The organism is Streptomyces sp. NPDC044984 (assembly GCF_040646935.1).
In the GTDB taxonomy this organism is placed as follows: Bacteria; Actinomycetota; Actinomycetes; order Streptomycetales; family Streptomycetaceae; genus Streptomyces.
The window spans coordinates 18,197-43,618 of the sequence record NZ_JBEZBE010000019.1; the positions used below are offsets into that span (position 1 = coordinate 18,197).

The window sequence follows — 25,422 nt, forward strand, 5'->3', positions numbered from 1 at the left end:
CGGAGCGTCGGGGGCTCCGGCTCACTCGGCGCTTCCGGTACCGACGCGCGCGTCGGTACCGGAAGCGCCGAGCGGGCCTCCGCCGTACGACCACGATCCGGTGCTCACCGTCCCGGTCGTGGAGGCGGCAAGCCACCAGACCGTCCGTCGTCGGTGTTCTCGCCGGCCGCACCGCGGTACGGCCGCTCTGGTGGGGATGCGGCTCGCGTTCCAGCCCGTCGTGGCGGAGTTCCTCGCTGGGGAAGGGTGCCGCCGAAGCCTACGAACCGTCAGGCCGAGGACCCACTGTCGAGGACCAGGTCGGCGCCGACCGCCGCGCCGGCCGCGGGCGAGGCGAGGTAGAGCACCGCGGCCGCCACTTCTTCGGCTTCCGCGACCCGGCCGAGCGGGTTTTCTGTCTTCACTCGCTCGGCGCGGTCGGCCTCGGTCTCACCGGGCCGCAGCGACATGGGGGCGGCGGAGGCGCCGGGGCTGACGGCGTTGATGCGGATGCCCTGGTGGATGTGGTCGAGAGCGGCGGCGCGGGTCAGCGCGGAGACCGCCGCCTTGGACGTGATGTAGGCGGCGGTGTTCGGGATCCGCAGGTGTGCGCCCAGGTTGGAGGAGATGTTGACGATGGCGCCGCCACCGTTCTCCCTCATGTGCGCGATCTCGTGCTTCATGGCCAGCCAGACGCCGGTGACATTGGTTCGCAGCACCGCGTCCCAGTCCTCCTCGCTCACCTCGCCGACGGGTACGGTGCCGCGGAGTATTCCGGCGTTGTTGACCGCGATGTCCAGTCCGCCGAAGCGGGTGACGCTCTCACGTACGAGGTTCTGGAGCTGGTCGGAGTCGGTGACATCGGCGGTGACGGCGGCGGCCGTGCCGCCGGTGGCCTCGATGAGACCGACCGTCTCGTCCAGGGAGGCCGCGGTGCGTCCCGCGGCGACCACGGACGCGCCCTCGGCGGCGAAGGCGAGCGCGATCGCGCGGCCGAGGCCGGAGCCCGCGCCGGTGACGAGGACGGTCCTGCCGGTGAAGCGGTTCATTTCGGTGGCTCCCTTGAGTGATGGATTACTTGGTGCGGTGGGTCAGGAGGGTCAGGAGGGCCAGGCCAGCCCCCGCCACGGCGAGCGACCATGCGTCGCTGCCGAGCGTGAGCAGGATCGCGAACAGGACGGTCGGGCCGAATTCCATCGCGGTGTTCAGCACGCCGCCCGCGAGCCCGGTCTGCTGCTGCGGCACGTCTTCGGTGGCGAGCACGGCGGCTCCCGCGAAGGAGGCCGCCGTGCCGGTCGGCAGCAGCACGAGGCCCGGCAGCAGTCCGTACCCGTATGAGACGTGTGCGTCGATCCCGGTGAGCGCGAGGAGGGCGAGCCCGCCCGCGCCTGTGCAGAGCCCGGCCGCTGTGACGGTTCGGGCCCCGTACCGGCCGATGAGCGGCCCTGCCACCCGGCCCGAGGCGATCAGCGCGACAGCGAACGGTACGAACGCCGCCGAGGTCTGCAGCTGTGACCAGTCGCGCGCCTGCTGGAGGTGGAGCGAGAGGACCACGAAGGTCAGCGCGGTCCCGCAAGCGCTCAGTGCGATGGCAGTGAGAGCGAGGACCCGCCGCCGGCCGAGCAGGAAGCGGGGCGGCAGCAGCGGGTCGCGGGCGCGGCGCTCGGCATACCAGAAGGCGGCCAGCAGCGCGGCCCCGCAGAGCAGCGGCACGAGCACGCCGGCCGACGACCAGGGGAGGGTGTCGGTGACGACGAGTCCGTAACTGGCGAGGGTGATCCCGGCGGTGGCGAGCAGGGCGCCCGGCAGGTCGAGAGCCCTGCCCCGGCTCGGAGTGATGTCCGGCAGCAGCCGGAAAGTGAGGGGGAGGGCTGCGAGGGTCACCACGAGTGGTATCGCGAAAGTCCAACGCCAGGACAGCAGAGCTGAGATGACGCCGGAGAGCAGATTGCCCGCGGTCGCGCCGAGTACCGAGAGCCCGCCCCAGGTGGCCATCGCCCTGCCGTACGCGGGTGGGGAGGGGAAGACGGCTCGCAGCAAGGCCATGGCGGCGGGCGCGATCAGAGCTGCCCCCGCGCCCTGCGCGAAGCGCGCTGCGAGCAGTGTCCCCATGCCGGAGGCGAGTGGGGCGGCGGCCGAGGCGGCGGCGAAGAGGACCAGGCCTGAGGTGAGGGCACGCCGCCCGCCATAGCGGTCCGCGAGGCGTCCGCCGAAGAGCAGCAGTCCGGCGAAGGTCAGTCCGTAGGCGGCGCTGAGCAGGATCAAGTCGGCGCGGTGCAGGTCTAATTCGCGCCCGATGAGGGGAAGCGGTATGGCGAGCGCAGCGAGCGTGAAGATCAGCGTGGTCTGGACGCTACCGAGGAGGACGAAGGCGTACCGCTGCTGCGCAGTGGCGACGCGGGCAGCGCCCGTGGCGGTCATGCTGGCCTCCTGATATTTGACCGATCGGTTCATTATTTGGGCATGCGGAAGGGGCCCGGTGGTTTTGGCGGGTGTGAGTCAGTCCAGCAGGGCCAGGGCCTGTTCAGCCGCGTCCCGCACCCGGGCGGGATCGTTCGACGCCTTGCCGACGATCCGTACCCCCTGCAGCAGGACGAGCAGCATGCGGGCCAGCGCGTGCGGATCGCGGCCCTCGGGCAGCTCGCCCTGAGCCCGGGCCCGTACGAGCGCGGAGTGCAGCAGGGTCTCGACGTGCTCCCAGCTGATTTCGACCCGTCGGGCCGCCGCAGGGTCGTGCGGAGCCAGTTCGGCTGCCGTGTTGGTGACGAAACAGCCGTTCAGCCGGCCTTCCGGGGAGGCGGCCTCTGCGGCGAAGCGACGCACCACCGCCCGCACCGCAGGCAGTGCGGGGCCCGGCTGGGACAACTCGGAGAGGAGAGCCGGGTCGCGCGTCTCGGAGTACCGGTCCAAGGCCTTCAGATACAGCTCGTGCTTGCTGCCGAAGGTCGCGTAGATGCTGGCGCGGCCGATGCCGAGGTGCTCGACGAGGTCCGTTATCGACGTCGCTTCGTAGCCGCGCCGCCAGAACAGCTCAAGGGCCGACTGCAGCGCGGCGTCCGGATCGAATTCCTTGGTCCTGGCCACGTCGAAGACCATAGATGTATCTGGAACGGTCGGTCAAATAACTGTGCATCGTGGCCGGGTCCGTGACGACTCCTGGTTTCGGGATGCCGTACGCGGTGCAGCGGATCGGGGCCGGCCCGACAGCCCCTCTGTCTCCGGTTCAGTCCAGTCCGCAACGATCGAGTGCGGCACGAACTCGGTCGAGCCCTTCGACTCTCCAGTGGTCCCGGTCGGGCATCTGGTCGTCTCGGCGCCAGCGCCAGGCGGAGAACATCGCCCAGTTCAGGGCGCGGCATCGGTGGATCAGGTCGTGGTCGGCCCCCGCGTAGTGCTTTGCCACTTCTTCGGGTGCGTGGGCGAGGTCGAACTCGATCGGTCCACGGCAGCACGTGGCGAGGTCCACGAAGAGCGGCCCCCTCCTTGTGTTCAGGAGGTTGCCCGGATGCGGCTCGCCGTGCAACAGCTGGTCATCGGCTTTGCCGACGCTGATCGCGGCGCTCAGACCGGTGAGAGTGTCGCTGAGGAGTTCCCGGTCGGAATCGGACAGTTCGGGGGACCGGTCCCGGTCGTTCACCTCTCTCAGTGCCATGGCGACTCGATCGGTGAGATGCGGTGCGTCCAGATCGATCTGCCGCAGGGCGGCGTGGTGCCGCATGAACGTGTCCGCGTAGTCGGCCGGCGCGATCTCTGATCCCACGGGTTCGTAGTAGGTCCAGAGCGAGATGACGAAGGCATCACGCGAATAGACCCGGGGGTCGACACGAGGGTCGAGCTCGGCCATCGGAGCGTCGACGTCGGCGAGACGGCGAGCAGCCTCTACTTCGAACGCGGAATCGGCCAGATGCCCCGAAGGTGCGACCCGAGCCAGAACATCGCAAGGGACCAGGCGCAGCGCGACGCGGTCCGAGTTGTGGATGACGACCACATCGTCGACCTGAAGGCCCAGCTCCGAAGCGGTCGCCCGTGCTGCCTCAACTGCTCGGCGGAGTTCAGATGGCTCCATACAGTCCTCCCTCATCGTTGTGTACACATACCTGTCTGGGGACAGCAGGGCGGTTCGGTACGTTTTCCTGGTTACGTGGCCGTGTGATTCCCAGGTCCACGGGGACACGGCGGGTGAGTCGTGCGGCATCTGCCTGCTTGGTCCGGAGGAAGGCGGGTGGCATGTCGATTCCTTCGATTTCGCCGGACCATTGCTCCTCGTGGGCCCTCTTGCGTCTCAGTGGGAGATCCTTCTTCAGCTCGGCGAGCCTGGGCAACATCTTTGTACTGACCTGGAGCATGGGGCATCGGATGCAGGCGCGCTCGTGCCGGCAGGGTGATCCGCAGAGGCGGGCGCGGTTGCCGAGTTCGGCCTTGCGCTTGTCGAAGTGCTCTCGAACTCCGTCCGTTACCCGGGTGTGACGTCGGTGTACTCGCCCTCGGGACGCAGGGCTCGGCGGTGGTCGAGGAACTCCTGGCAGTGCTTGACGACGTCCTCGGCGAAGAGCCGGCGGAAGTCGTGGAGAGTGAACCTGGTGCCCGCGAAGGCCGGGTTCGTCTCGGCGATCTCTTCGCGGCGGCGTCCGATCATGTCGAGGACCGTGGCTGGGGCGATGACGCCCCGGACGGTGCCCGGCTGTCGCCGGAAGAGGGACAGCTCAGTGGACATCGGGATGACCCGCTCGTATCGGCGAATACCGAGGTGGGTGAGCTCGACAAGGTCATCATGCGCATGCTGAAGATCAAGGAGGTCAAGCGCTGACCCACGGCGCTTCCCGAACGCGCCCCGACGCCCGTCCCGGTGGCGACACGGGCGTCCGGTGCTTCGAGGCGCTTGTCAGGGGCGGCGTCTAGACTCGACCGGCGTCAGGCTCTGGCCAGAACCGTCCGCCCACCGGAAGGGTATTCCGCGTCTTGATACGGATCGATTCAGTCACGAAGCGGTACCCGGACGGCACGGTGGCGGTCGACCGGCTGTCGCTGGAGATCCCCGACCGCTCGATCACCGTCCTCGTCGGGCCCTCGGGGTGCGGCAAGACGACCACCCTCCGCATGATCAACCGGATGGTCGAACCCACCGAGGGAACGATCCTGATCGACGGCGAGGACGTTCAGCGGCAGCCGGTCACCACTCTGCGCCGGTCCATGGGGTACGTCATCCAGAACGCCGGGCTCTTCCAGCACCGCACGATCGTCGACAACATCGCCACCGTGCCCCGCCTGCTCGGCTGGGGCAGGCAGCGGGCCCGGGAGCGGGCGGCGGAGCTGATGGAGCGGGTGGGTCTGGACCCCTCGCTGGCCAAGCGGTACCCCTACCAGCTCTCCGGCGGGCAGCAGCAGCGCGTCGGCGTGGCGCGGGCGCTCGCCGCGGACCCGCCGGTGCTGCTGATGGACGAGCCGTTCTCCGCCGTCGACCCCGTGGTGCGCAAGGGACTGCAGGACGAACTCCTGCGCATCCAGGACGAGCTGGGCAAGACCATCGTCTTCGTCACCCACGACATCGACGAGGCGATCACACTGGGCACCATGGTCGCCGTACTGCGCGAGGGCGGCCGGCTCGCCCAGTACGCGCCGCCCGCCGAGCTGCTGTCGAGCCCCGCGGACGGCTTCGTCGAGGACTTCCTCGGCGCCGACCGCGGCATCCGGCGGCTGTCCTTCTTCCCCTCCGCCGCACTGGAGCCGACCACCGACGCCGTGATCCCGGCCGACGCCACCGCCGGACGGATCGCCGCCACCAAGGCACCCCACCTCCTCGTCACCGACGCCGACGGCCGCCCGCTCGGCTGGGCCGCACGCGAGGAGTTGGCCGCCGGTGACCTCCGGACCGGGCAACTGCTGCCGTACGGACGGCCGTTCGTGCCCGGTGTCGACTCCCTGCGGGTCGCGCTCGACTGCGCCGTGCTCTCGCCCGTCGGCTGGGCGGTCGCGGTGGACGGCGACGGCCGGGTGACCGGTGTCGTCTCCCAGCAGACCATCGGCGAGGCCATCCGCGCCGCCCACACGGCCGGCCGCGCCGACGAGGAGAAGGTCGCGGGATGACCGGCTTCTTCGACGTCCCCAGCGACCTCCAGCACAGCTGGGCCGGGCTGATCGGCCTGCACATGAGGGAGGCCCTGCTCCCGGTGGCCGCCGGGCTGCTCCTCGCGCTGCCGATCGCGCAGCTGTGCGGGCGCTTCCGCTGGCTGTACCCGCCCGTGCTCGGCCTGACGACCGTGCTGTACGCCATCCCCTCCCTGGCGTTCTTCGTCGTCCTCATCGACTACACCGGCCAGACCGAACTCACCGTGATGATCCCGCTGGCCCTGTACAGCCTCGTGGTGCTGGTTCCGGCCATCGTCGACGGCGTGCGCTCGGTGCCGGACGAGACCCTCGCCGCGGCCACCGCCATGGGCTTCGGCCCCGTACGCCGTTACCTCCAGGTGCAGTTGCCCATCGCCGCGCCCGCCGTCATCGCCGGGCTCCGGGTCGCCACCGCGTCCAGCATCTCCCTGGTCAGCGTCGGCGCGCTGATCGGCAACCAGGGCGCCCTCGGCAACCTGCTCGCGGCCGCGCAGAAGTACGATCGGCCCGAACTCGCGGTGAACGCCGTGGTCACGATGGCCGCCCTGGCGATCCTCTGCGACGCCCTGCTGGTCGCGCTGCGGGTGCTGCTGACCCCGTGGATGCCGCGCGGCGGCGTCCGCCCGAAGTCCGCCGTGCGGCGGGCGGAGATCACCCCGGAGGGCGCGGTCCGGTGAACGTCCTCGACTTCGTCAACGCCTTCTTCAGCGACAGCGCCCACTGGCACGGCTACGACGGCATCCCGCAGCGCTTCTGGGAACACCTCCAGTACTCCCTGCTGGCCCTCGCCGTCGCCGCCGCGATCGGGCTGCCCGTCGGCCTGCTGACCGGCCACACCGGGCGCGGCGGCAACGCGCTCGCCTTCATCGCCAACGCCGCCCGCGCCCTGCCCAGTTTCGGCCTGCTGGTCCTCGCCGTGCTGCTGATCGGCTTCGGTCTGCTGCCCGTGATGATCCCGTTGGTCGTGCTGGCCGTGCCGCCGATCCTGGTGACCACCTACGAGGCGGTCCGCTCCGTCGACCCCGCCCCCGTGGACGCCGCCAGGGGCATGGGCATGCACGAGTCGCGGATCCTCTTCCGGGTCGAGGTGCCCGTGGCGCTCCCGCTGATCCTCAGCGGCCTGCGCTCCGCGGCCATCCAGATCGTGTCGACGGCCACCATCGCCGCGTACGTCAGTCTCGGCGGACTCGGCCGGTACATCATCGACGGGCTCTACCAGCGCGACTACGAGAAGGTGGTCGGCGGCGCCACCCTGGTGGCCGTCCTCGCGCTGCTCACCCTCGCGGTGTTCTGGGCGGCGGGACGACTGGCGGTGTCACCTGGCGTGCGCAGGCGCTGACGTTCGATCAGATGTGCGACAAACGTGACCCGGACGTTCTTGACTCACCGTGAACGGCTGGATTGGATCGGCGAATGACTTTCACCGCGAAGAGCAGCAGGTCCAGGACGAGGCACACCGGCGCGGCGGCCGTCGCGCTCGCCGCCGCGGCGGCGCTGCTCGCGGGCTGTTCCTCCTCCGAGGGCACCTCCGACAACCCCCTCGAGGGCGAGAAGGCCGAGGCCGGCACCGTCGTCGTCGGCTCGAACAACTTCGCCGAGTCCACCCTGCTCGCCGACATCTACGGCGAGGCGCTCCGCGCCGCCGGCCTCAAGGTCGACTACAAGCACAACATCGGCAGCCGTGAGACGACGTACGGCCTGATGAAGAACGGCTCCATCACCGTCCTGCCGGAGTACAACGGCTCCCTGCTCGCCTACCTCGACCCCGGGGCCGAACAGCAGTCGGCGGACGCCGTGAACGAGGCCGCCAAGGCCAAGCTGGACAAGTCGCTGACGCTGCTGGAGCCGTCGCCCGCCGAGGACAAGGACTCGGTCAGCGTCAACGCCGAGACGGCGAAGAAGTACGGCCTCACCGCGGAGTCGACCCTCGCCGACCTCAAGGACGTCGCGCCGGAGATGGTGATCGGCGGTTCGCCCGAGTTCCAGACCCGGCAGCAGGGGCTGAAGGGCCTGGAGACCGTCTACGGCCTGAAGTTCAAGTCGTTCAAGGCGCTCGACGCGGGCGGCCCGCTCACCCAGGCGGCCCTCGCCCAGAACGAGGTCCAGGCCGCGGACGTCTTCACCACGGACCCGACCATCGTCAAGGAGAAGTTCGTCGTCCTGAAGGACCCCGAGAACCTCTTCGGCTTCGCCAACGTCACCCCGCTGGTCAGCAAGGAGGGGCTGCCGCAGGAGGGCGTGGAGGCGCTGAACGCGGTCTCCGCGAAACTGGACACCGAGACCCTCCTCGACCTGGACGCCCAGGTGCAGCTGGAGAAGAAGGACCCGCTGGACGTGGCGAAGGCCTGGCTGAAGTCGGCCGGCCTGGACTGATCCCGCCCGGGGTGCGGCCGACGGGCCGCACCCCGCGGGCCGTTCACCGCGCCGGGGCCGCCTGCGCGATCAGCCGGTCGATCAGCGCGATCAGCACGTCCCGGCACGACTCCCGCTCCCGCGCGTCGCACAGCAGCACCGGCACGCCGTCCGGCAGCGCCAGTGCCTCCCGGATGTCCTCGACCGGGTACGGGTGCTCCCCGTGGAAGCCGTTGACGGCGATCACGAACGGGATGCCCCGGCGCTCGAAGAAGTCGATCGCGGCGAAACTGGTCCTGGGCCTGCGCACGTCCACCAGGACCACCGCGCCCAGGGCACCGACGGCCAGGTCGTTCCACATGAACCAGAACCGCTGCTGCCCCGGCGTGCCGAAGAGGTACAGCACGAGGTCGTCCGAGACGGAGATCCGGCCGAAGTCCAGGGCGACCGTGGTGGCACGTTTCTCCTCGACGCCGTTCAGGTCGTCGACGTCCAGGCCCGCCATGGTCAGCGGCTCCTCGGTGCGCAGCGGGGCGATCTCGCTGACCGAGCCGACCATGGTCGTCTTGCCCACGCCGAAGCCGCCGGCGATCAGGATCTTGACCGTGTCGGGTGCCGGACGCCCGGCGGACGCCCGAGCGGTGGTGTCAGAGCCGGCCAAGGCCCTCCCTCACTTTCTGCAGCAGATCCAGGTCCACGGTGGTGCGGTCGACGGGGTGCGGCGGGCGGACGGTGATCCGGCCCGCCTCCAGCAGGTCGCACAGCATGATGACGACCACGCTCATGGGGAGGTCGAGACGCGCGGCGAGCTCGGCGACCGCCATCGGCTCGGCGCACAGCCGCAGGATCCGGGAGTGCTCGGGCTGCGGCCGGGCCGCCCCCTCGGGCTGCGGATCCGCCGCCGTCACCGTCGTGATGAGCGTGAAGTCGGCGCGGCTGGGCCGGGTCCGGCCACCGGTCAGGGTGAACGGCCGTACGAGCCGGCCCGCCGAGTCGCTCCCGCCCACCTCACGCGCCGGGGTCGACGGCCGGCCCCGCGATGTCCCGCGGGGCCGCGCTGAGGTGCTCGCCGATCTTCTTCACCAGCATGTTCATCTGGTACGCCACCACGCCGACGTCCGCGCCCGGACCGGTCAGCACCACCAGGTGGGCGCCGGGACCGGCCGAGGTGAGGATCAGGTAGCTGTGCGCCATCTCGATGAGGGCCTGGCGCACCGGACCGCCGCGGAAGTCCATGCTGACGCCCTTGCTGAGGCTCATCAGACCGGAGGCGGTCGCCGCCAGGCGTTCCGCGTCGTCCCGCAGGAAGCCGGTGGACTTGCTCACCACCAGCCCGTCCTCGGAGAGCACCACGGCCTGGTTCACGTCGGCGACCCGTTCGACGAGTCCGGTCAGCAGCTGGTCCAGCTGGGCGTGGGTGGCGGGTACGGGGCGTGTCATGACGGTGTTCCTTTGTAAGCGGTCGGCGGTCAGCGGTCAGCGGTCGGCGGGCGAAGTCGGGAGCTCGTCGGGCGGAGCCGGGAGCTCGGCGGGAACGTGCACCGGTGCGGCCGTCCCGTCCGCGTCGTCCGGCGGCCCGGCCTCGTCGGTGTCGTCGTCCCGTGCCTGGGACGTGCCGCGCTGGAAGCCGGCGAGGGAGGAGGCGGCGTGTTCCGCGGTGAAGTCGCCGGAGTCGTCCTCGGCGTCCGGGACGGACTCCTCGCGGAGTTCGGCGGCCAGGCTGGTCTGCGGCACCCGGCGGGGGAGCGGGGTGAGCCCGTCCCGGCGGGGCGCGGGCACCGGCGCGGCCGGTGCGGCCGGTGCGGGGGCGGCCCGGACGGGGGTCGCCGACCGGGGCGCCGCGGCCTGTGCCACGCCGGCGGTCACGGTCTCCTCGCGCCTGCCGTCGGCCCGGTCCGCCGCGGCCCCGGTGCGCGTTTCCCGCCGGTCACCGTCGGACGGCACGTCCCGCACCACGACCTCGTGCGGGATCAGCACGATCGCCGTCGTCCCGCCGTACGGCGAGGGACGCAGGGTCACGGAGATGCCGTGCCGGTGCGCGAGCTGGGAGATCACGAACATGCCGAGCCGGAGGTCGTCGGCGAGCGCCACCACGTCGAACTGCGGCGCCTTGGCCAACTGGGCGTTCAGGGAGGCGTAGTCGTCCTCCGACATGCCGAGGCCCCGGTCCTCGATCTCGACGGCCAGGCCCTTGGCCACCATCGCCGCCCGCACCCCGACAGGGCTCGGCGCCGGCGAGTACACCGTCGCGTTGTCGATCAGCTCGGCCAGCAGATGGATGACGTCGGCCACCGCGGGCGGGGCGAGCGACACCTCCTCCTCGGTGAGCACCTCCACCCGCTGGTACTCGGCGACCTCACCGACGGCACTGCGCACGATGTCGATCAGCGCGACCGGCTCGCTCCAGGTACGGCCGGGACGCTCACCGCTGACGATGACCAGGTTCTCCTCGTAGCGCCGCAACTGGCTGGCCGTGGAGTCCAGTTCGTACAGGCCCTTGAGGACCTCGGGGTCGGTGTGCCGGCGCTCCAGCGCGTCGAGCTTGCTGAGCTGGAGGTTGACCAGGTTCTGGCTCTGCCGCGCGATACCGAGGATGACCTTCTGGAAACCGCGCCGGGTGTCGGCGAGTTCGACCGCGGTGTGCACGGCCGTGCGCTGCGCGGTGTTGAACGCCTGTGCCACCTGGCCCAGTTCGTCGTGTCCGTAGTCCAGTGGGGTCGTCGCCGACTCCGCGTCGACCTTCTCGCCCCGCTCCAGCCGGGCCACCACATCGGGCAGCCGTTCCTCGGCCAGGCCGAGGGTGGCCACCCGCAGACCGCGCAGCCGGCGGGACAGCGAGCGGGTGATGCGCCAGGACAGGCCGACGCACAGCAGCAGCGCGAGCAGTCCGCCGGCGCTCAGGGAGGCGGCCGTGATCAGCAGGCCCCGGGCCTCGTCGGCGCTGCGGGTGAGCAGCGCGTCGGTCTGCTCCCGGATCATGGTGGCGTACTGCGGGACGACCCGGCTCATGGCCTCGTCCCACTGTTCCTTCAGGTCCGGCAGGTCGACGCTGCGCTTCTCGCCCGTGGGCGCGGTCGCGAGCACCTGGTCCTCGACCGCCTGAAGGGCACGCCACTCGGTACTCTGCAGGATCCGCTCGGTCTGTGTTTTGACCTCACCGCGCAGGGAGGGCACGATCTGGTCCTCGACCAGCCAGCGGCGGGTGTGCACCAGTTCCGCGAACTCGCTCCAGCGCTGCGTGTCCAGGCGTCCCGAGGGCCAGCCGAGGGTGAGCAGCGCGTTCTCCCGGGAGACCAGCTCCGCCGCGTGCTCCAGCGCGACCAGCGGTCCGGCCTGCGAGGTCAGGTCCCCGTCGTCGACCTGGGAGAGTTCCTGGAAGGCGTGGATCTGGTCGTCGTTGATCGAGGTGTACTGGTCGAGCGCCTGCTCGGCGGTGATGTCGCTGGGGTTGTCGATCTGGTCCCGGTAGTACTCCAGGCTGCCCACGGAGCCGAGCACCCCGTACAGCCGGTCCGAGACGCGCGCCGGCGCCTCGGCGATCGCGTCCGCCTGACCGACCAGCTTCGCCACCGCATGGTCGGTCCTCCTGCGCTGGGCCTCGAGGGCGGTCCGGGAGCCGTCCGGCTCGGCCAGCCAGGCGGCGGTCAGCCTCCGCTCCTGCTGCAGCGCGAGCGTGGCGTGCGTGCCCATCGCGCCGGTGGACCGGCTCAGTTCCGTCTGGGACCGCAGTTGCAGGCCCTCGGAGAACATCTGGATCGTCGTCAGTCCCCACATACCGGCGAGGGTGACGCTGGGCACCAGGGCGAGGAGGAACAGCGAGAGACGTATGGAGCCGAGACGGCGCCGGGCACCTGTCCGTGGAGACATCGTGGTCCTAGAGCGGTCGGATGGTGGGAGGAGTACGCACGGGCCGGCCCGTCAGCGGGTTCCGTCGGCGGCGAACCCGGCGACCGAGTCCGCGTTGGCCTTCGTGACGAACGCGGGCCCGGTGAGCACGGGCGCCACCCCGCCGCCGCTGATGTTGCCGTTGGTCCGGTACAGCCACAGCGCGTCGACGGCGAGGTAGCCCTGCAGATAGGGCTGCTGGTCGACGGCGAACTGGACGTTGCCGCCGCGCACGGCGTCCACCAGGTCGTCGTTGAGGTCGAAGGTGGCGACGTCGGCGTCGCTGTCCGCCTCCGCGGCGGCCTCGACCGCGGTGAGCGCGAAGTCCGCCCCGTTGGTGACGACCTCGTCGATGGTCGGGTCCTGCCGCAGCCGGGCGGCGATGATGCCGGAGACGGCGCGCATGTCGGTGCCGTCCACGTAGAGGTTCTCGGTGATCCCGCCGAACGTCTTCTTCACGCCGGCGCAGCGGGCCTCCAGGGCAACGTTGCCACGCTCGTGGACGACGCACAGGGCGTGCTCGGCCTTCAGCTCGTCCAGCTTGTCGCCGACGGCCCGGCCCGCCACGCCCTCGTCCTGGCCGAAGAACTCCAGCAGTCCCGCCGACTTCCAGGAGTCGATACCGGAGTTGAGCCCGACCACGGGGATGTCCGCGGCCCGCGCCTCGTTGACCGGGCCCTTCATGGCTGCCGGCTTGGCCAGCGTCAGCGCGATGCCGTCGACACCGTCGCGGACCGCCTCGCGGACCAGCTCGGCCTGCCCCGCCGGGTCCGGGTCGCTCACGTACGTCAGCTCGATGCCGTCCTTGGCGGCCGCCGCCTCGGCGCCCCGCTTCACCCGGTCCCAGAACGCGTCGCCCTCGCTGCCGTGGGTGACCATCGCGACCCTGATCCCTCCGGCGCCGGAGGCGCCCGCGCCGTCGGAGTCCGGGGAGTCGTCGGCCGAACCGAAGGCGGAACAGCCGGTCGCCAGCAGACCGACCGCGGCCGCCAGCACCACCAGACGGTGTCTCGGGAGGCGGCGGAACGGGGGACGAGTGTTCATGAGGAGTGCGGACCTCGCTGTACGGCCGAGCAAGAGCAGGGGGAGAGCACCGACGGAACCACGGGGCGTGCGCCGAACGGGTGACCATCGTTGGCCCGGAGCCAACCCTGTGGGACCACCGGTCGTCAAGTGAACAGCCACGTGAAGTGAGGCGATGCTGCCGCATTGTGATGAACCGTGAGTACGGGGCGGCCGCTTCGCGCCGCCGAACCGAACGGACGGTACGGAGCCGCCCCGACTCCCTTTCGGGCAACCGCCGTTCAGCGCCGGCGCGGCACCACCGGTGAGCACCGGGACGGCGGCGACCGCGGTGGCGCGCGCGACGGCGCGGGGCGTGGCCGGGCTCCGTCGGGTACCCGCGGAACGTACCGGTGTGCGGTCGTCCGGGGCGTTCGGGCCGCCTCCTCCGGAGGGCGGGGAACGCGGGGAACTCCTTCCGCGCGGTACGGGGCGGACGCCCGGCGGGTTCACCTCCGCGGCGATGCGGGCATAGCGGTCCGTTCCTGGTCAACCGCCTTACGGCGAGGGTGGTTCCCCGGGCGGATCGAGGGTTTCCCCCGTATCCGGGAAGCCTGCGCGCTGCCTATCGTTCGACCGCAGTCGACCCGCCGGTAACCCCGGACGGGCCGCTGCTCGGGCCCGGCCGGCCGATTCGCCGCACGTCGATTCACCCCACGCCGCTTCGAGGACGAAGCGAATCGATCTTCCCTCCCCACGCTCCGCGCTGCCCGGAGTCCCGGCACGAAAGGCACCCCCTTGCGCACCTCATCGAGCTCTCCCCGCGGCTCCTCCCCGAGACGGAAGCTGATATCCGTCGCCGCGCTCTCCGCCGCCCTGCTGACGGCCGCGTCCGCCCAGGCCGCCGTCGCCCAGGACGTCCCTTCCGGGACGCCCGCCGCCCGCACCGAGGCCGCCCCGGGCACCCCGGCCGAACGGCTCATCGTCGGCTACAAGTCCGGTGCCGCCGAGGCCACGTCCGACAAGGCCGCCGCCGCGGACGCCGCCACCAAGGGCGAGAAGGCCGGGGAGGACGTCGACTTCCGGCGCCGCCTCGGCACCGGCGCCGCCCTCGTCGACCTGGGCACCGGACCCACCACGGCGGACGTCGCCGACGTCGTCGCCGAGTACCGGGCCGACCCGCAGGTCGCCTACGTCGTGCCGGACCGCCTCAACAAGCCGCTGGCCACCCCGAACGACACCGAGTACGCCAAGCAGTGGGACCTGTTCGAGACCACCGCCGGCATGCGCGTGCCGGGCGCCTGGGACCTCGCCACCGGCAGCGGCGTCACCGTCGCCGTCATCGACACCGGATACGTCACCCACTCCGACCTCGCCGCGAACATCGTCGGCGGCTACGACTTCATCTCCGACACCGCCGTCTCCGTCGACGGCAACGGCCGCGACAGCAACCCGGCCGACCCGGGCGACTGGTACGCGGCCGGCGAGTGCGGCCAGACCACCGGCGGCTCCTCCTCCTGGCACGGCACCCACGTGGCCGGCACCATCGCCGCGGCCACCAACAACGGCAAGGGCGTCGCCGGCGTCGCGTACGGCGCGAAGATCTCCCCGGTGCGGGTGCTCGGCAAGTGCGGCGGCTACGACTCCGACATCATCGACGCCATCACCTGGGCGTCCGGCGGCACCGTCTCCGGTGTGCCCGCCAACGCCAACGTCGCCAAGGTCATCAACATGAGCCTCGGCGGGGGCGGCGCCTGCTCCACCGCCACCCAGAGCGCCATCAACGGCGCCGTCAGCCGGGGCACCACGGTGGTCGTCGCGGCCGGCAACGAGAACCAGAACGCCGCCAACTCCTCCCCGGCGAACTGCGGAAACGTCATCACCGTCGCCGCCACCGACCGCTCCGGCAACCGCGCCTCCTACTCCAACTACGGCACGATCGTGGACATCGCCGCGCCCGGCGGTGAGACCGCGACCGCGGCCAACGGCATCCTGTCCACGCTGAACTCCGGCACCCGCACCCCGTCGACCGAGAACTACGCCTACTACCAGGGCACCAGCATGGCCACCCCGCACATCGCGGGCCTCGCCGCGCTGATGAAGTCGGCCAACCCCGCCCTCACCCCGGCCCAGATCGAGTCGGCGGTCAAGTCCAACGCCCGTGCGCTGCCCGGCACCTGCTCCGGCGGCTGCGGCGCGGGCCTGGCGGACGCCGCCAAGACGGTCCAGGCGGTCAAGGGCGGTACGTCCACGGGCGCCACGTACTCCAGCACCACCGCGATGTCCATCCCGGACAACGGCTCGGCGGTCGAGTCGCCGATCGGCGTCAGCGGCCGCGGCGGTTACGCGCCCTCGACCCTCCAGGTCGGCGTGGACATCACCCACACCTACCGCGGTGACCTGGTGATCGACCTGGTGGCGCCGGACGGTTCGGTGTACCGCCTGAAGTCCGCCGACGGTTCGGACTCCGCGGACGACGTCAACACCACCTACACCGTGAACGCCTCCGCCGAGACCGCCGACGGCACCTGGAAGCTGCGGGTCCAGGACACGGCGTCCTACGACACCGGCCGGCTCAACGGCTGGCGGCTGACCTTCTGATCCACCCCCGAAAAGGGCGGGCCGGCCGGTGCGGATGGGGCACCGGCCGGCCCGCCGTTCTCTTTTGCCCCCGCACCTGACACACTTAGATACCGGACGCGCTGTTTTCTTTCGGAGAGCGCGTTTGCTTTGCCCGATGTACCCAAGTCCGGTGGGATAGCCGAGTGATGGGAGTCATCACAGTGTGAGCTATCGTGTACCCGGCGTGAAAACAAACAGCATGACCCGTTCCTTTCCGGCTCAGGAGTTCAGGCGATGGCGAGGCAGGTACGCGCCGAGCAGACCCGCGCGACGATCATCACGGCCGCCGCCGAGCTGTTCGACCGGCAGGGCTACGAATCGACCAGTCTCAGCGACATCGTCGAGCACGCCCAGGTCACCAAGGGGGCCCTCTACTTCCACTTCGCCGCGAAGGAGGACCTCGCCCACGCCATCCTGGAACTCCAGTCCGCGACCAGCCGCCGGCTGGCCCGGGACACCGAGCTGCGGGGGCACACCTCCCTGGAGGCGCTGATGCGCCTCACCTTCTGCATAGCCAGGATGTCGGCCGAGGACCCCGTCCTGCGGGCCGGACTGCGGCTCGCCACCGGCGGCACCCGCCCGCGCCCCCCGCTGAGCCATCCCTTCACCGAGTGGCTGGACATCGTCACGGCCCGGCTCCTCGGCGCCGTCAAGGAGTCCGACGTCCACCCGGACGTCGACATCGACGTCGTGGCGCACTCCCTGGTCTGCTTCTTCGTCGGCACCCGCGTCGTCGGCCACTCCCGTGAATCCGTCGCCCGGCAGCCCCGCCGTACGGCCGAGATGTGGCAGATCCTCATCCGGGGCCTGGTCCCCGTCACCCGGCGCGCCCGCTACCTCAGCCTGGCCGCACGGCTGGAGCGCGAGATCGCGCCGGTGTGACCCGCGGCGCGCGACGACCGGCGCGCGTTACGGTGAGCCGCATGTCCGACCACCCCACCCCGCCCGTGATCGTCGCCGACCAGCCCGGCACCTTCCCGCACAGCGTGCTGGCCGAGCGCCACCCCGCGATCATCCGGCAGGTGCGCGAGGCCTTCCCGTACGGGCCCGAGCAGCACCGCGCGCTCGACGCCCTGCTCGCCGACTGCGCCGGGGGCACGATCGACCCCCTCCCCGCCGACGCGCACGACCGGCGGCACTGGGAGACCTGGGGGATGGACACCTACGCCGGCCGCTCCTGGTACGACGTGCCGTGGCTGTGGTCCGAGAGCTGGTTCTACCGCCGACTGCTGCACGCGGTGGGCTACTTCGCCCCCGGTCCCTGGCAGGGCATCGACCCGTTCCGCCCCGCCAAGCTCGCCGAACTCGACTCGCCCGCCACGGACGAGGAACTCGCCGCGCTCGACGGCCTCGCCGCACGCCCGGCGGACGAACGGGCCCGCGCCCTGCTGCACGGCTCCCTGTGGGGCAACCGCGCCGACCTCGGTTTCCGGCTGTCCGCCGGGGGAACCGAGGAGACGGCCGCCGTACCCGCCCTGGTGGCCGACGACAGCGAACGGCTGTGGTCCCTGCTCGGCGCCTCCCCCGCGGGCACGCTGTGCCTGGTCGCCGACAACGCGGGCCGCGAACTCGTCCCGGACCTGCTGCTCATCGCCCACCTGCTGGCGCACGGCCGGATCGCCCGGGCGGTGCTGCACGTCAAGCCGTACCCGTACTACGTCTCCGACGCCACCACCGCCGACGTCGTGGACGCGGTGCGCCGGCTCACCGGTGCCGAGGGCACGGCGGCCGAGTACGGCCGCGGCCTGTGGGCCGCCCTCACCGACGGCCGGCTCACCCTCCGCGCCCACCCGTTCTCCTGCGCGCCGCTGCCGTACGAGGACATGCCGGACGACCTGCGCGCGGACTTCGCCGCCGCCGCGCTCACCGTCGTCAAGGGCGACCTCAACTACCGTCGCCTCGTGGGCGACCGGTACTGGCCCCCGACCACCCCGTTCGCTGGGGCCACGGCCTACTTCCCGGGCCCGGTCGCCGCCCTGCGCACCCTGAAGTCCGACGTGATCACCGGTCTGACCGCCGGCACCGAGGCGGCACTGGTCGCGGCGGAGGGGCAGCGCTGGCGCACCGGCGGCACCCACGCGCTGATCCAGGTCCGGACATAGGCCGGGAACTCCCGAACCGGGCACTGTTCACGCGATGGTGTGATCACGTCCCGGCCGGCGGATGCCGCCACCGGGCCACGGGTAGCCCCCGGCCATGACGCAGCCGTTCGAACTCCCGCACTTCTACCTGCCGCATCCCGCGCGGCTCAACCCGCATGTCGACGAGGCCCGCGCCCATTCGACCGGGTGGGCGCGCGACATGGGCATGCTGGAAGGCAGCGGGGTATGGGAGCAGGCCGACCTCGACGCGCACGACTACGGCCTGCTCTGCGCCTACACCCATCCCGACTGCGACGGGCCCGCCCTCTCGCTCATCACCGACTGGTACGTGTGGGTCTTCTTCTTCGACGACCACTTCCTGGAGAAGTTCAAACGCACCCAGGACCGCGCCGCCGGCAAGGCCCACCTGGACCGGCTGCCGCTGTTCATGCCGCTCGACCCGGCGGCTCCCGTGCCCGAACCGCAGAACCCGGTCGAGGCGGGCCTCGCCGACCTGTGGGCGCGCACCGTGCCGGCGATGTCCGCCGGCTGGCGCCGCCGGTTCGCCCTCGCCACCGAACACCTCCTCAACGAGTCGATGTGGGAACTGTCCAACATCAACGAGGGGCGGATCGCCAATCCCGTCGAGTACATCGAGATGCGCCGCAAGGTGGGCGGCGCTCCCTGGTCCGCCGGGCTCGTGGAGTACGCGACCGCCGAAGTGCCCGCCGCCGTCGCCGGGACCAGGCCGCTGAGGGTGCTGATGGAGACCTTCTCCGACGCCGTGCACCTGCGCAACGACCTGTTCTCCTACCAGCGGGAGGTCGAGGACGAGGGCGAACTCAGCAACGGCGTACTCGTCCTGGAGACCTTCTTCGGCTGCACCACCCAGGAGGCCGCCGACATCGTGGGCGACGTCCTCACCTCACGGCTCCACCAGTTCGAGCACACCGCGTTCACCGAAGTCCCCGCCGTGGCCCTGGAGAACGGGCTCACCCCGGCCGAGACCGCGGCCGTCGGGGCGTACACCAAGGGCCTGCAGGACTGGCAGTCCGGCGGCCACGAATGGCACCTGCGCTCCAGCCGCTACATGAACGAGGGCGCGCGGTCCGCCGCCCCCTGGCAGTCCCCGTCCGGCCCCGGGACGTCCGCCGCCGACGTCGGCGCACTGCTCGCCGGCGCGGGGGCCGGGAGACTGCGCGCGTACACGCACGTGCCGTTCCGGAAGGTCGGCCCGTCGATCATCCCCGACATCCGCATGCCGTTCCCGCTGGAGCTCAGCCCCGCACTCGACGGCGCGCGGCGGCACCTGCTGGAGTGGTCGCGGCGGATCGGCTTCCTCAACGAGGGCGTCTGGGACGAGGACAAGCTCGAGAGCTGCGACCTCCCCCTGTGCGCGGCGGGCCTCGACCCGGACGCCACCCAGGAGCAGCTCGACCTCGCCTCCGGCTGGCTGGCCTTCGGCACCTACGGCGACGACTACTACCCGCTCGTCTACGGCCACCGCCGCGATCTGGCCGCCGCGCGGCTGACCACGGCCCGCCTGTCGGCCTGCATGCCCCTCGACTCCGGCGAGGTGCCGCCGCCGCCCGTCAACGCCATGGAGAGGGCGCTGATCGACCTGTGGAGGCGTACGACGGCCGGTATGACGCCCGATGAGCGCCGCCCCCTGAAGTCGGCCGTCGACACGATGACCGAGGCCTGGGTGTGGGAGCTGTCCAACCAGATCCAGCACCGCGTCCCGGACCCCGTGGACTACCTGGAGATGCGGCGCGCCACCTTCGGCTCCGACCTCACCCTGGGGCTCTGCCGCGCCGGACACGGACCGGCGGTGCCGCCGGAGGTCTACCGCAGCGGTCCCGTCCGCTCCCTGGAGAACGCGGCGATCGACTACGCGTGCCTCCTCAACGACATCTTCTCGTACCAGAAGGAGATCGAGTTCGAGGGCGAGATGCACAACGCGGTCCTCGTCGTGCAGAACTTCTTCGGTGTCGACTACCCGACCGCGCTGCCCGTGGTGCAGGACCTGATGAACCAGCGCATGCGCCAGTTCGAGCATGTCGTGGAGCACGAACTGCCCGTCGTCTACGACGACTTCCAGTTGTCGGACGAGGCACGGGCGATCATGCGGGGCTATGTGACGGACCTGCGGAACTGGATGGCGGGCATCCTCAACTGGCACCGCAGCGTCGACCGCTACAAGGACGAGTATCTGTCCGGCCGGGTCCACGGCTTCCTCCCGGACCGCGCACCGGCACCGCCGCTCCCCGTCTGACGCCCGGTACTGCCGGCACAGCCCGTACCGACCGCACCGCCGCCGGAGGCGAACCATGGAACAGACCGCGTTACGGCCCAGGCCGATGCCCGGCGACGGGGGTGGGGGCGGTGGCGGATCCGGGCGCGGGCCGGGCTCCGGACCGCCCGGCAGGCGCCCCGGGCGCCGGCGCGGGCGGCCGGTGGCCGTGTTGCTCGGGGTGCTGGCGGGGACGGTCCTGGTGCTCGCGGGGGCCGGGCTGGGGGCGGTGGGGGCCACGGTCGCCGGCGCGGGCGGGCTCGCCGAGCTGAAGCGGCAGACCGGGGCGGCCCCGGCCCCGGCTCCGGCTCCGCGGTCCGCCCCGCCCGCGCCGGTGGTCACCAGGCTCGGCGTGGAGGTGGCCAACGACAGGGGGCCCGGGGCACTGGTCGTCGCCGTGCACGTGCCCGGCCCGGGGGCCTCGGCCGGTCTCGTGCGCGGCGACGTCCTCCTCGCCTTCGGCACCGCCCGTGTCGACTCGGCCGCCGACCTGGCACGCGCCGTCTCCCGGGCCCGCCCGGGAGACGAGGTGAGACTGACGGTGCGCCGCCGGAGCGGCGGCTACCAGCAGCTGACGGCCGTCCCCGGCATCGTCACATGACCACGCGGAAGAGACCGGTGAGCCGACCCTCGGCGTCCCGTACGGGAAGGCGGGCCCGACCGGGGCGTCCGGGTCCGGGGACCCGTTCACCGGATCGGCGGACCCGCTCCCGCCCAGCCCTTGGCCGTGGCGGTTCGCGGGGCGAACACCGCGAACCGGCTCGCGCCGCCCCCGCCCGCCGGGCAGGATGCTGCCCGTAACCCGCTGTCGCCCAGGGAGGCCCCCGAATGACCGGCGCCGTGCCCGCGTCCTTCACCGCCGACGACTACGAGGCCCGCATGGAGCGCGCGGCGCGGCAGGCCGCCGGCGCCGGGCTCGCCGGACTGCTCGTGGCACCCGGCCCCGACCTGGTGTGGCTCACCGGCTACACCCCCACCGCCGTCACCGAGCGGCTCACCCTGCTGGTCCTGGCGGCCGGCCGGGACCCCGTGCTCGTCGTCCCCACCCTGGAGGCCCCGGACGCCGAGCGCGCCCCGGGCGCCTCCGCTCTCACCCTGCGCGACTGGACCGACGGCAAGGACCCCTACGCCACCGCCGCCGCCGCCGCCCTGCTGGACACCGGCGGGCGGTTCGGCATCAGCGACAACGCCTGGGCCATGCACCTGCTGGGCCTGCAGAAGGCGCTGCCCGGCACCTCGTACGCCTCCCTCACCGAGGCCCTGCCGATGCTCCGCGCCGTCAAGGACGCGGCGGAGCTGGAGCTCCTGGCCGCCGCCGGGGCCGCGGCGGACGCGGCCTTCGAGGAGATCAGGGGCGTCGCCTTCGCCGGCCGCCGCGAGACCGACGTCGCCGCAGACCTGGCCGCCCTGCTGCGCCGGTTCGGGCACTCCCAGGTCGACTTCACCATCGTCGCCTCCGGCCCCAACGGCGCCAACCCGCACCACGAGATCGGCGACCGCGTCATCGAACGCGGCGACATGGTCGTCCTCGACTTCGGCGGCCTCAAGGACGGCTACGGGTCCGACACCTCCCGCACCGTCCACGTCGGCGAACCCACCGACGAGGAGCGCCGGGTGCACGACCTCGTGCGCGAGGCGCAGGAGGCGGGCTTCCGCGCGGTGCGGCCCGGAGCCGCCTGCCAGGAGGTCGACCGGGCCGCCCGCGGGGTCATCGCCGACGCCGGGTACGGGGAGTACTTCATCCACCGCACCGGGCACGGCATCGGTGTCACCACGCACGAGCCGCCCTACATGATCGAGGGCGAGGAGCGGCCCCTCGTCCCCGGCATGTGCTTCTCCGTGGAACCGGGCGTCTACCTGCCCGGCCGGTTCGGCGTGCGCATCGAGGACATCGTGACCGTGACCGAGGACGGCGGACGGCGGTTGAACAACACCGCGCGGGAGATGGTCATAGTGGACTGAACGGCCCCCGTCCCCTCCCTGCCTCCCCGAACGGCAACGGCGCGCTCATGACCCAGGCACCGACACCCACCGCGGACACCGTCCGCCGACTGGCCCGCTCCCTGCTGCAGGACGGCGGGAAGGGCGGCGGCAAGGGCGGCGGCGCGGATTCCGCCGCGGACCCCGACGTCCGGCCCGTCACCCCGGGCGCCGGGCCCGCCACCTGGTGGGTCGGCACCCGCCATGTGCTGCGCCTCGCCCCGGACCGTGAGGCGAGCGTGCGCCGCCGCCGCGAACTGCGGCTGCGCGACCTCGTCCGCCCGCACGTCCCGGTCGCGCTGCCGTCCGCCGTGGCGCACGGCGAGTGGGCGCCCGGTCTGTTCTGCAGCCTGGACACCCGGCTGGCCGGTGGCACGGGGGAGGAGCACGCCGTCTCCGCCGTCGGCGAGGCCGACCTGGCGGGGCTGCTCACGGGGCTGCGGGAGGTGCCGGTGCGGCAGGCGGAGACGCTCGGCGTGCCGCGCGTCCCCCCGCGCTCCCTGGAAGCCCTGCGCCGGGCCGCCGCGGAGGCCGCCGGACGGCTCGCCGAGGCCGACGAGTTCGACCCGGACCGGCTGAACCAGCTCACCCCGCCCGCCGCGGTCCAGCTCGCCGCCCAGCCCGGCACGGCCGTCGTCGTCCACCACGCCCTCACCTGCGGACACCTCGTGGTGAGCGCGGACGGCAGGGTGCGCGGCGTCCTCGGCTGGGACGCGGCGGTGGTCGGCGACCCCGCCGAGGACATCGCGGGCCTCGCGCTCGCCGTCGGCGCCCCGGCCGCCGTGCGCGCCGCCACCCTCGCCGGTTACGGCGCCCGCCCCTGTCTGCGCGGCCTGTGGCTGGCCCGCTGCGACTCCGTCCTCCACCTCGCCGAGGCCCTCACCGGCCGCACCACCGCCCCGCCGCCCGGCCTGCGCGCCCGGCTGGGCCGCGCCTGGGAGCCGATCATGCTGGAGAGGGTGACGGACTTCGGCCGCGCGGACGACGCGCGGTAGAGGCCCCTCCGGCACGATCCGCCAAAGGGGCCCCGGCCACGGCGCGGCCCGCCCGCGCCGGCCGCCGCCGGGGCCGCTCCGGGACCGGACCGTGTGGCCGGGACAGGCGTGTCGCGGCCTTCGCGGGCGTCGGGCGGACCTCGGTCCCGGAGGAGGACGGGCGTCGGGCGGACCTCGGTCCCGGAGGAGGACGGGCGTCGGGCGGACCTCGGTCCCGGAGGAGGACGGGCGTCGGGCGGACCTCGGTCCCGGAGGAGGACGGGCGTCGGGCGGACCTCAGTCCTGGAGGAGGACGACCGCCGACCGGCCCGGCAGCCGCAGCACCCCGTCCGCGCCCGGAGTCTCCACCGGCTCCCACGCCGCGAGGACGCGCGCCCCGGGGACGCCCAGGGGGATCGCCGTCCGCTCGGCGCCGAGGTTCACCGCGACCCGGACGTCCCCCCGCCGGAAGGCCAGCCAGCGGCGCTCCTCGTCGTAGGCCACCTTGGTGTCGCCGAGGTCGGGGTCGGTGAGGTCCGGCTGTTCCCGGCGCAGGGCGATCAGGAGCCGGTACCAGGACAGCACGCGCGCGTGGGGTTCGCGTTCCGGCTCCGACCAGTCGAGGCAGGAGCGGTCGCGGGTGGCGGGGTCCTGCGGGTCGGGCACGTCCTGCTCGGCCCAGCCGTGCGCCGCGAACTCCCGGCGCCTGCCGTCGCTCACCGCCTTGGCGAGCTCCGGGTCGGTGTGGTCGGTGAAGAACTGCCAGGGCGTGCCCGCCCCCCACTCCTCACCCATGAACAGCATGGGGGTGGAGGGAGCGGTCAGCGTGAGGGCCGCCGCGCAGGCCAGCACTCCGGGGGGGACCAGGGCGGTCAGCCGGTCCCCCCGGGCGCGGTTGCCGACCTGGTCGTGGGTCTGGGCGTAGCCGAGGAGCCGGTGCCCGGCCACCCGGTTGCGGTCCAGGGGGCGGCCGTGGTGCCGGCCCCGGAAGCTGGAGTACGTCCCGTCGTGGAAGAAGCCGCCGGTGAGCGTCTTGGCGAGGGCCGCGAACGGGGCGCGCGCGAAGTCGGCGTAGTAGCCCTGCGCCTCACCGGTCAGCGCGGTGTGCAGGGCGTGGTGGAAGTCGTCGTTCCACTGTGCGTGCAGCCCGAGGCCGCCCTCCGCGCGGGGCCGGATGATCCTGGGGTCGTTCAGATCCGACTCGGCGATCAGGAAGAGGGGCCGGCCGGTGTCGGCGGCGAGGGCGTCCACGGCCTCGGACAGTTCCTCCAGGAAGTGGCACGCGCGCGTGTCCGCCAGCGCGTGCACCGCGTCGAGGCGCAGCCCGTCGAACCGGTAGTCCCGCAGCCAGGCCAGCGCGCTGCCCACGAGGAACGCGCGCACCTCGTCGGAGCCGGGCGCGTCCAGGTTGACCGCCGCCCCCCACGGGGTGTGGTGGGTGTCCGTGAAGTACGGCCCGAACCGCGGCAGGTGGTTCCCGGACGGCCCCAGGTGGTTGTGCACGACGTCCAGGACGACGCCGAGGCCGAGGGCGTGGGCCCGGTCGACGAACCGTTTCAGTCCCTCGGGTCCGCCGTACGGCTCGTGCACCGCCCACAGCGAGACTCCCTCGTACCCCCATCCGTGCCGGCCCGGGAACGGGCACACCGGCATCAGCTCCACATGGGTCACGCCCAGTTCCGCGAGATGGCCGAGCCGCTCGGCGGCGGCGTCGAAGGTGCCCTCACGCGTGTACGTGCCCACGTGCAGCTCGTACAGCACCGCGCCGGGCAGCGGGCGCCCCGGCCACTCCGTGCGCCAGGTGAACCGGTCGTGGTCGACGACGGCGCTCAGGCCGTCAGGACCGTCCGGCTGCCGGCGCGAGCGCGGATCGGGCAGGACGGGACCGTCGTCCAGCGCGAAGCCGTACCGGGAGCCGTCGTGCGCCACGGCCTCCCCCCGCCACCACCCCTCCCGCTCCGGATCACGCTCCAACACCCGCGTGACGCCGTCGCACTCGAGCGTCACTCGGCCGGCCTGCGGTGCCCACACCTCGAACTGCACGGACGGTTCCCCTTCGTCTGCTCACCGTGATGTAGCCCGTCCATCGTGCTCCATGGGAGATCAATTCGCCGGTGGATCCGCCCTTTTGCGGCAGGTGTCGCCGGGC

22 protein-coding genes are annotated in these 25,422 nt (G+C 72.3%); 11 read left to right on the forward strand and 11 right to left on the reverse strand.

What is annotated here, in order from left to right; all coding sequences use genetic code 11:
* Nucleotides 1-269: 269 nt before the first annotated feature.
* From AB0A94_RS21210 to AB0A94_RS21230, 5 genes are all read right to left on the reverse strand, one after another.
* Entirely contained in the window at nucleotides 270-1,028 is a 759-nt protein-coding gene (locus AB0A94_RS21210; protein ID WP_361746423.1) for an SDR family oxidoreductase, read from the reverse strand.
* Nucleotides 1,029-1,053: 25 nt separating this feature from the next.
* On the reverse strand, nucleotides 1,054-2,400 hold the full coding sequence (locus AB0A94_RS21215; RefSeq protein WP_361746425.1) for an MFS transporter: 1,347 nt from the start codon (nucleotides 2,398-2,400) through the stop codon (nucleotides 1,054-1,056).
* 78 nt (nucleotides 2,401-2,478) lie between these two features.
* Complete coding sequence (locus tag AB0A94_RS21220; protein ID WP_361746427.1) at nucleotides 2,479-3,063, reverse strand: TetR/AcrR family transcriptional regulator; 585 nt, start codon at nucleotides 3,061-3,063, stop codon at nucleotides 2,479-2,481.
* A gap of 139 nt (nucleotides 3,064-3,202) precedes the next feature.
* The gene (locus tag AB0A94_RS21225; protein WP_361746429.1) at nucleotides 3,203-4,045 is read right to left on the reverse strand and encodes an aminoglycoside phosphotransferase family protein; all 843 of its coding nucleotides are present in this window, start codon (nucleotides 4,043-4,045) and stop codon (nucleotides 3,203-3,205) included.
* A 387-nt stretch (nucleotides 4,046-4,432) separates the two neighbouring features.
* On the reverse strand, nucleotides 4,433-4,693 hold the full coding sequence (locus AB0A94_RS21230; RefSeq protein WP_361746431.1) for a hypothetical protein: 261 nt from the start codon (nucleotides 4,691-4,693) through the stop codon (nucleotides 4,433-4,435).
* A gap of 245 nt (nucleotides 4,694-4,938) precedes the next feature.
* Here AB0A94_RS21230 and AB0A94_RS21235 point away from each other — a divergent pair, with 245 nt between their 5' ends.
* From AB0A94_RS21235 to AB0A94_RS21250, 4 genes are all read left to right on the forward strand, one after another.
* Nucleotides 4,939-6,063 carry an ABC transporter ATP-binding protein gene (locus AB0A94_RS21235; RefSeq protein ID WP_361746433.1) on the forward strand — a complete coding sequence of 375 codons (1,125 nt, stop codon included), beginning with the start codon at nucleotides 4,939-4,941 and terminating at the stop codon, nucleotides 6,061-6,063.
* Nucleotides 6,060-6,761: an ABC transporter permease subunit gene (locus AB0A94_RS21240; RefSeq protein ID WP_361746435.1), complete on the forward strand. Its 702-nt coding sequence runs from the start codon at nucleotides 6,060-6,062 to the stop codon at nucleotides 6,759-6,761. The genes AB0A94_RS21235 and AB0A94_RS21240 overlap by 4 nt, the downstream gene beginning before the upstream one ends.
* A complete protein-coding gene (locus tag AB0A94_RS21245; protein WP_361746437.1) occupies nucleotides 6,758-7,423 on the forward strand; it encodes an ABC transporter permease in 666 nt (221 codons plus the stop codon). Before AB0A94_RS21240 ends, AB0A94_RS21245 begins: the two co-directional genes overlap by 4 nt.
* 74 nt (nucleotides 7,424-7,497) lie before the next feature.
* On the forward strand, nucleotides 7,498-8,457 hold the full coding sequence (locus AB0A94_RS21250; RefSeq protein ID WP_361746439.1) for an ABC transporter substrate-binding protein: 960 nt from the start codon (nucleotides 7,498-7,500) through the stop codon (nucleotides 8,455-8,457).
* Between the two features lie 43 nt (nucleotides 8,458-8,500).
* Here AB0A94_RS21250 and AB0A94_RS21255 read toward each other — a convergent pair whose 3' ends face one another.
* Genes AB0A94_RS21255 through AB0A94_RS21275 form a run of 5 tightly spaced genes read right to left on the reverse strand, consistent with a single transcriptional unit; the run spans nucleotide 8,501 to nucleotide 13,365 of the window.
* Nucleotides 8,501-9,097: an ATP/GTP-binding protein gene (locus AB0A94_RS21255; RefSeq protein WP_361746440.1), complete on the reverse strand. Its 597-nt coding sequence runs from the start codon at nucleotides 9,095-9,097 to the stop codon at nucleotides 8,501-8,503.
* The gene (locus AB0A94_RS21260) at nucleotides 9,084-9,443 is read right to left on the reverse strand and encodes a DUF742 domain-containing protein (RefSeq protein WP_361746442.1); all 360 of its coding nucleotides are present in this window, start codon (nucleotides 9,441-9,443) and stop codon (nucleotides 9,084-9,086) included. The genes AB0A94_RS21255 and AB0A94_RS21260 overlap by 14 nt, the downstream gene beginning before the upstream one ends.
* A 1-nt stretch (nucleotide 9,444) precedes the next feature.
* On the reverse strand, nucleotides 9,445-9,876 hold the full coding sequence (locus AB0A94_RS21265; RefSeq protein ID WP_217134567.1) for a roadblock/LC7 domain-containing protein: 432 nt from the start codon (nucleotides 9,874-9,876) through the stop codon (nucleotides 9,445-9,447).
* Nucleotides 9,877-9,912: 36 nt separating this feature from the next.
* The gene (locus AB0A94_RS21270; protein ID WP_361746444.1) at nucleotides 9,913-12,303 is read right to left on the reverse strand and encodes a nitrate- and nitrite sensing domain-containing protein; all 2,391 of its coding nucleotides are present in this window, start codon (nucleotides 12,301-12,303) and stop codon (nucleotides 9,913-9,915) included.
* Between the two features lie 51 nt (nucleotides 12,304-12,354).
* A complete protein-coding gene (locus AB0A94_RS21275) occupies nucleotides 12,355-13,365 on the reverse strand; it encodes a substrate-binding domain-containing protein (protein ID WP_361746446.1) in 1,011 nt (336 codons plus the stop codon).
* A gap of 756 nt (nucleotides 13,366-14,121) precedes the next feature.
* Between AB0A94_RS21275 and AB0A94_RS21280 the strand changes: the two genes are divergently transcribed.
* The 7 genes from AB0A94_RS21280 to AB0A94_RS21310 all read left to right on the forward strand — a co-directional run bounded on the left by AB0A94_RS21280 (nucleotide 14,122) and on the right by AB0A94_RS21310 (nucleotide 23,294).
* Nucleotides 14,122-15,924 carry a S8 family serine peptidase gene (locus AB0A94_RS21280; protein ID WP_361746448.1) on the forward strand — a complete coding sequence of 601 codons (1,803 nt, stop codon included), beginning with the start codon at nucleotides 14,122-14,124 and terminating at the stop codon, nucleotides 15,922-15,924.
* A 255-nt stretch (nucleotides 15,925-16,179) separates the two neighbouring features.
* Entirely contained in the window at nucleotides 16,180-16,827 is a 648-nt protein-coding gene (locus AB0A94_RS21285; protein WP_361746450.1) for a ScbR family autoregulator-binding transcription factor, read from the forward strand.
* Nucleotides 16,828-16,868: 41 nt separating this feature from the next.
* Entirely contained in the window at nucleotides 16,869-18,047 is a 1,179-nt protein-coding gene (locus tag AB0A94_RS21290) for a damage-control phosphatase ARMT1 family protein (RefSeq protein WP_361746452.1), read from the forward strand.
* 94 nt (nucleotides 18,048-18,141) lie between these two features.
* The gene (cyc2, locus tag AB0A94_RS21295; RefSeq protein WP_361746454.1) at nucleotides 18,142-20,301 is read left to right on the forward strand and encodes a germacradienol/geosmin synthase Cyc2; all 2,160 of its coding nucleotides are present in this window, start codon (nucleotides 18,142-18,144) and stop codon (nucleotides 20,299-20,301) included.
* 181 nt (nucleotides 20,302-20,482) lie between these two features.
* On the forward strand, nucleotides 20,483-20,920 hold the full coding sequence (locus AB0A94_RS21300; protein WP_361746456.1) for a PDZ domain-containing protein: 438 nt from the start codon (nucleotides 20,483-20,485) through the stop codon (nucleotides 20,918-20,920).
* Nucleotides 20,921-21,147: 227 nt separating this feature from the next.
* Entirely contained in the window at nucleotides 21,148-22,281 is a 1,134-nt protein-coding gene (locus AB0A94_RS21305) for an aminopeptidase P family protein (protein ID WP_361746458.1), read from the forward strand.
* A gap of 47 nt (nucleotides 22,282-22,328) precedes the next feature.
* Entirely contained in the window at nucleotides 22,329-23,294 is a 966-nt protein-coding gene (locus AB0A94_RS21310) for an aminoglycoside phosphotransferase family protein (RefSeq protein WP_361746460.1), read from the forward strand.
* Nucleotides 23,295-23,570: 276 nt separating this feature from the next.
* Here AB0A94_RS21310 and treZ read toward each other — a convergent pair whose 3' ends face one another.
* The gene (gene treZ / locus AB0A94_RS21315) at nucleotides 23,571-25,316 is read right to left on the reverse strand and encodes a malto-oligosyltrehalose trehalohydrolase (RefSeq protein WP_361746461.1); all 1,746 of its coding nucleotides are present in this window, start codon (nucleotides 25,314-25,316) and stop codon (nucleotides 23,571-23,573) included.
* Nucleotides 25,317-25,422 lie beyond the last annotated feature (106 nt).

Coding starts and splice junctions, on each gene's coding strand:
- AB0A94_RS21215 (WP_361746425.1), bottom strand. CDS start 2,400: ATGACCGCCACGGGCGCTGCCCGCGTCGCCACTGCGCAGCAGCGGTAC.
- AB0A94_RS21230 (WP_361746431.1), bottom strand. CDS start 4,693: ATGTCCACTGAGCTGTCCCTCTTCCGGCGACAGCCGGGCACCGTCCGG.
- AB0A94_RS21270 (WP_361746444.1), bottom strand. CDS start 12,303: ATGTCTCCACGGACAGGTGCCCGGCGCCGTCTCGGCTCCATACGTCTC.
- AB0A94_RS21305 (WP_361746458.1), top strand. CDS start 21,148: ATGACCGGCGCCGTGCCCGCGTCCTTCACCGCCGACGACTACGAGGCC.
- AB0A94_RS21275 (WP_361746446.1), bottom strand. CDS start 13,365: ATGAACACTCGTCCCCCGTTCCGCCGCCTCCCGAGACACCGTCTGGTG.
- AB0A94_RS21225 (WP_361746429.1), bottom strand. CDS start 4,045: ATGGAGCCATCTGAACTCCGCCGAGCAGTTGAGGCAGCACGGGCGACC.
- AB0A94_RS21210 (WP_361746423.1), bottom strand. CDS start 1,028: ATGAACCGCTTCACCGGCAGGACCGTCCTCGTCACCGGCGCGGGCTCC.
- AB0A94_RS21310 (WP_361746460.1), top strand. CDS start 22,329: ATGACCCAGGCACCGACACCCACCGCGGACACCGTCCGCCGACTGGCC.
- AB0A94_RS21285 (WP_361746450.1), top strand. CDS start 16,180: ATGGCGAGGCAGGTACGCGCCGAGCAGACCCGCGCGACGATCATCACG.
- AB0A94_RS21240 (WP_361746435.1), top strand. CDS start 6,060: ATGACCGGCTTCTTCGACGTCCCCAGCGACCTCCAGCACAGCTGGGCC.
- AB0A94_RS21250 (WP_361746439.1), top strand. CDS start 7,498: ATGACTTTCACCGCGAAGAGCAGCAGGTCCAGGACGAGGCACACCGGC.
- AB0A94_RS21265 (WP_217134567.1), bottom strand. CDS start 9,876: ATGACACGCCCCGTACCCGCCACCCACGCCCAGCTGGACCAGCTGCTG.
- cyc2 (WP_361746454.1), top strand. CDS start 18,142: ATGACGCAGCCGTTCGAACTCCCGCACTTCTACCTGCCGCATCCCGCG.
- AB0A94_RS21290 (WP_361746452.1), top strand. CDS start 16,869: ATGTCCGACCACCCCACCCCGCCCGTGATCGTCGCCGACCAGCCCGGC.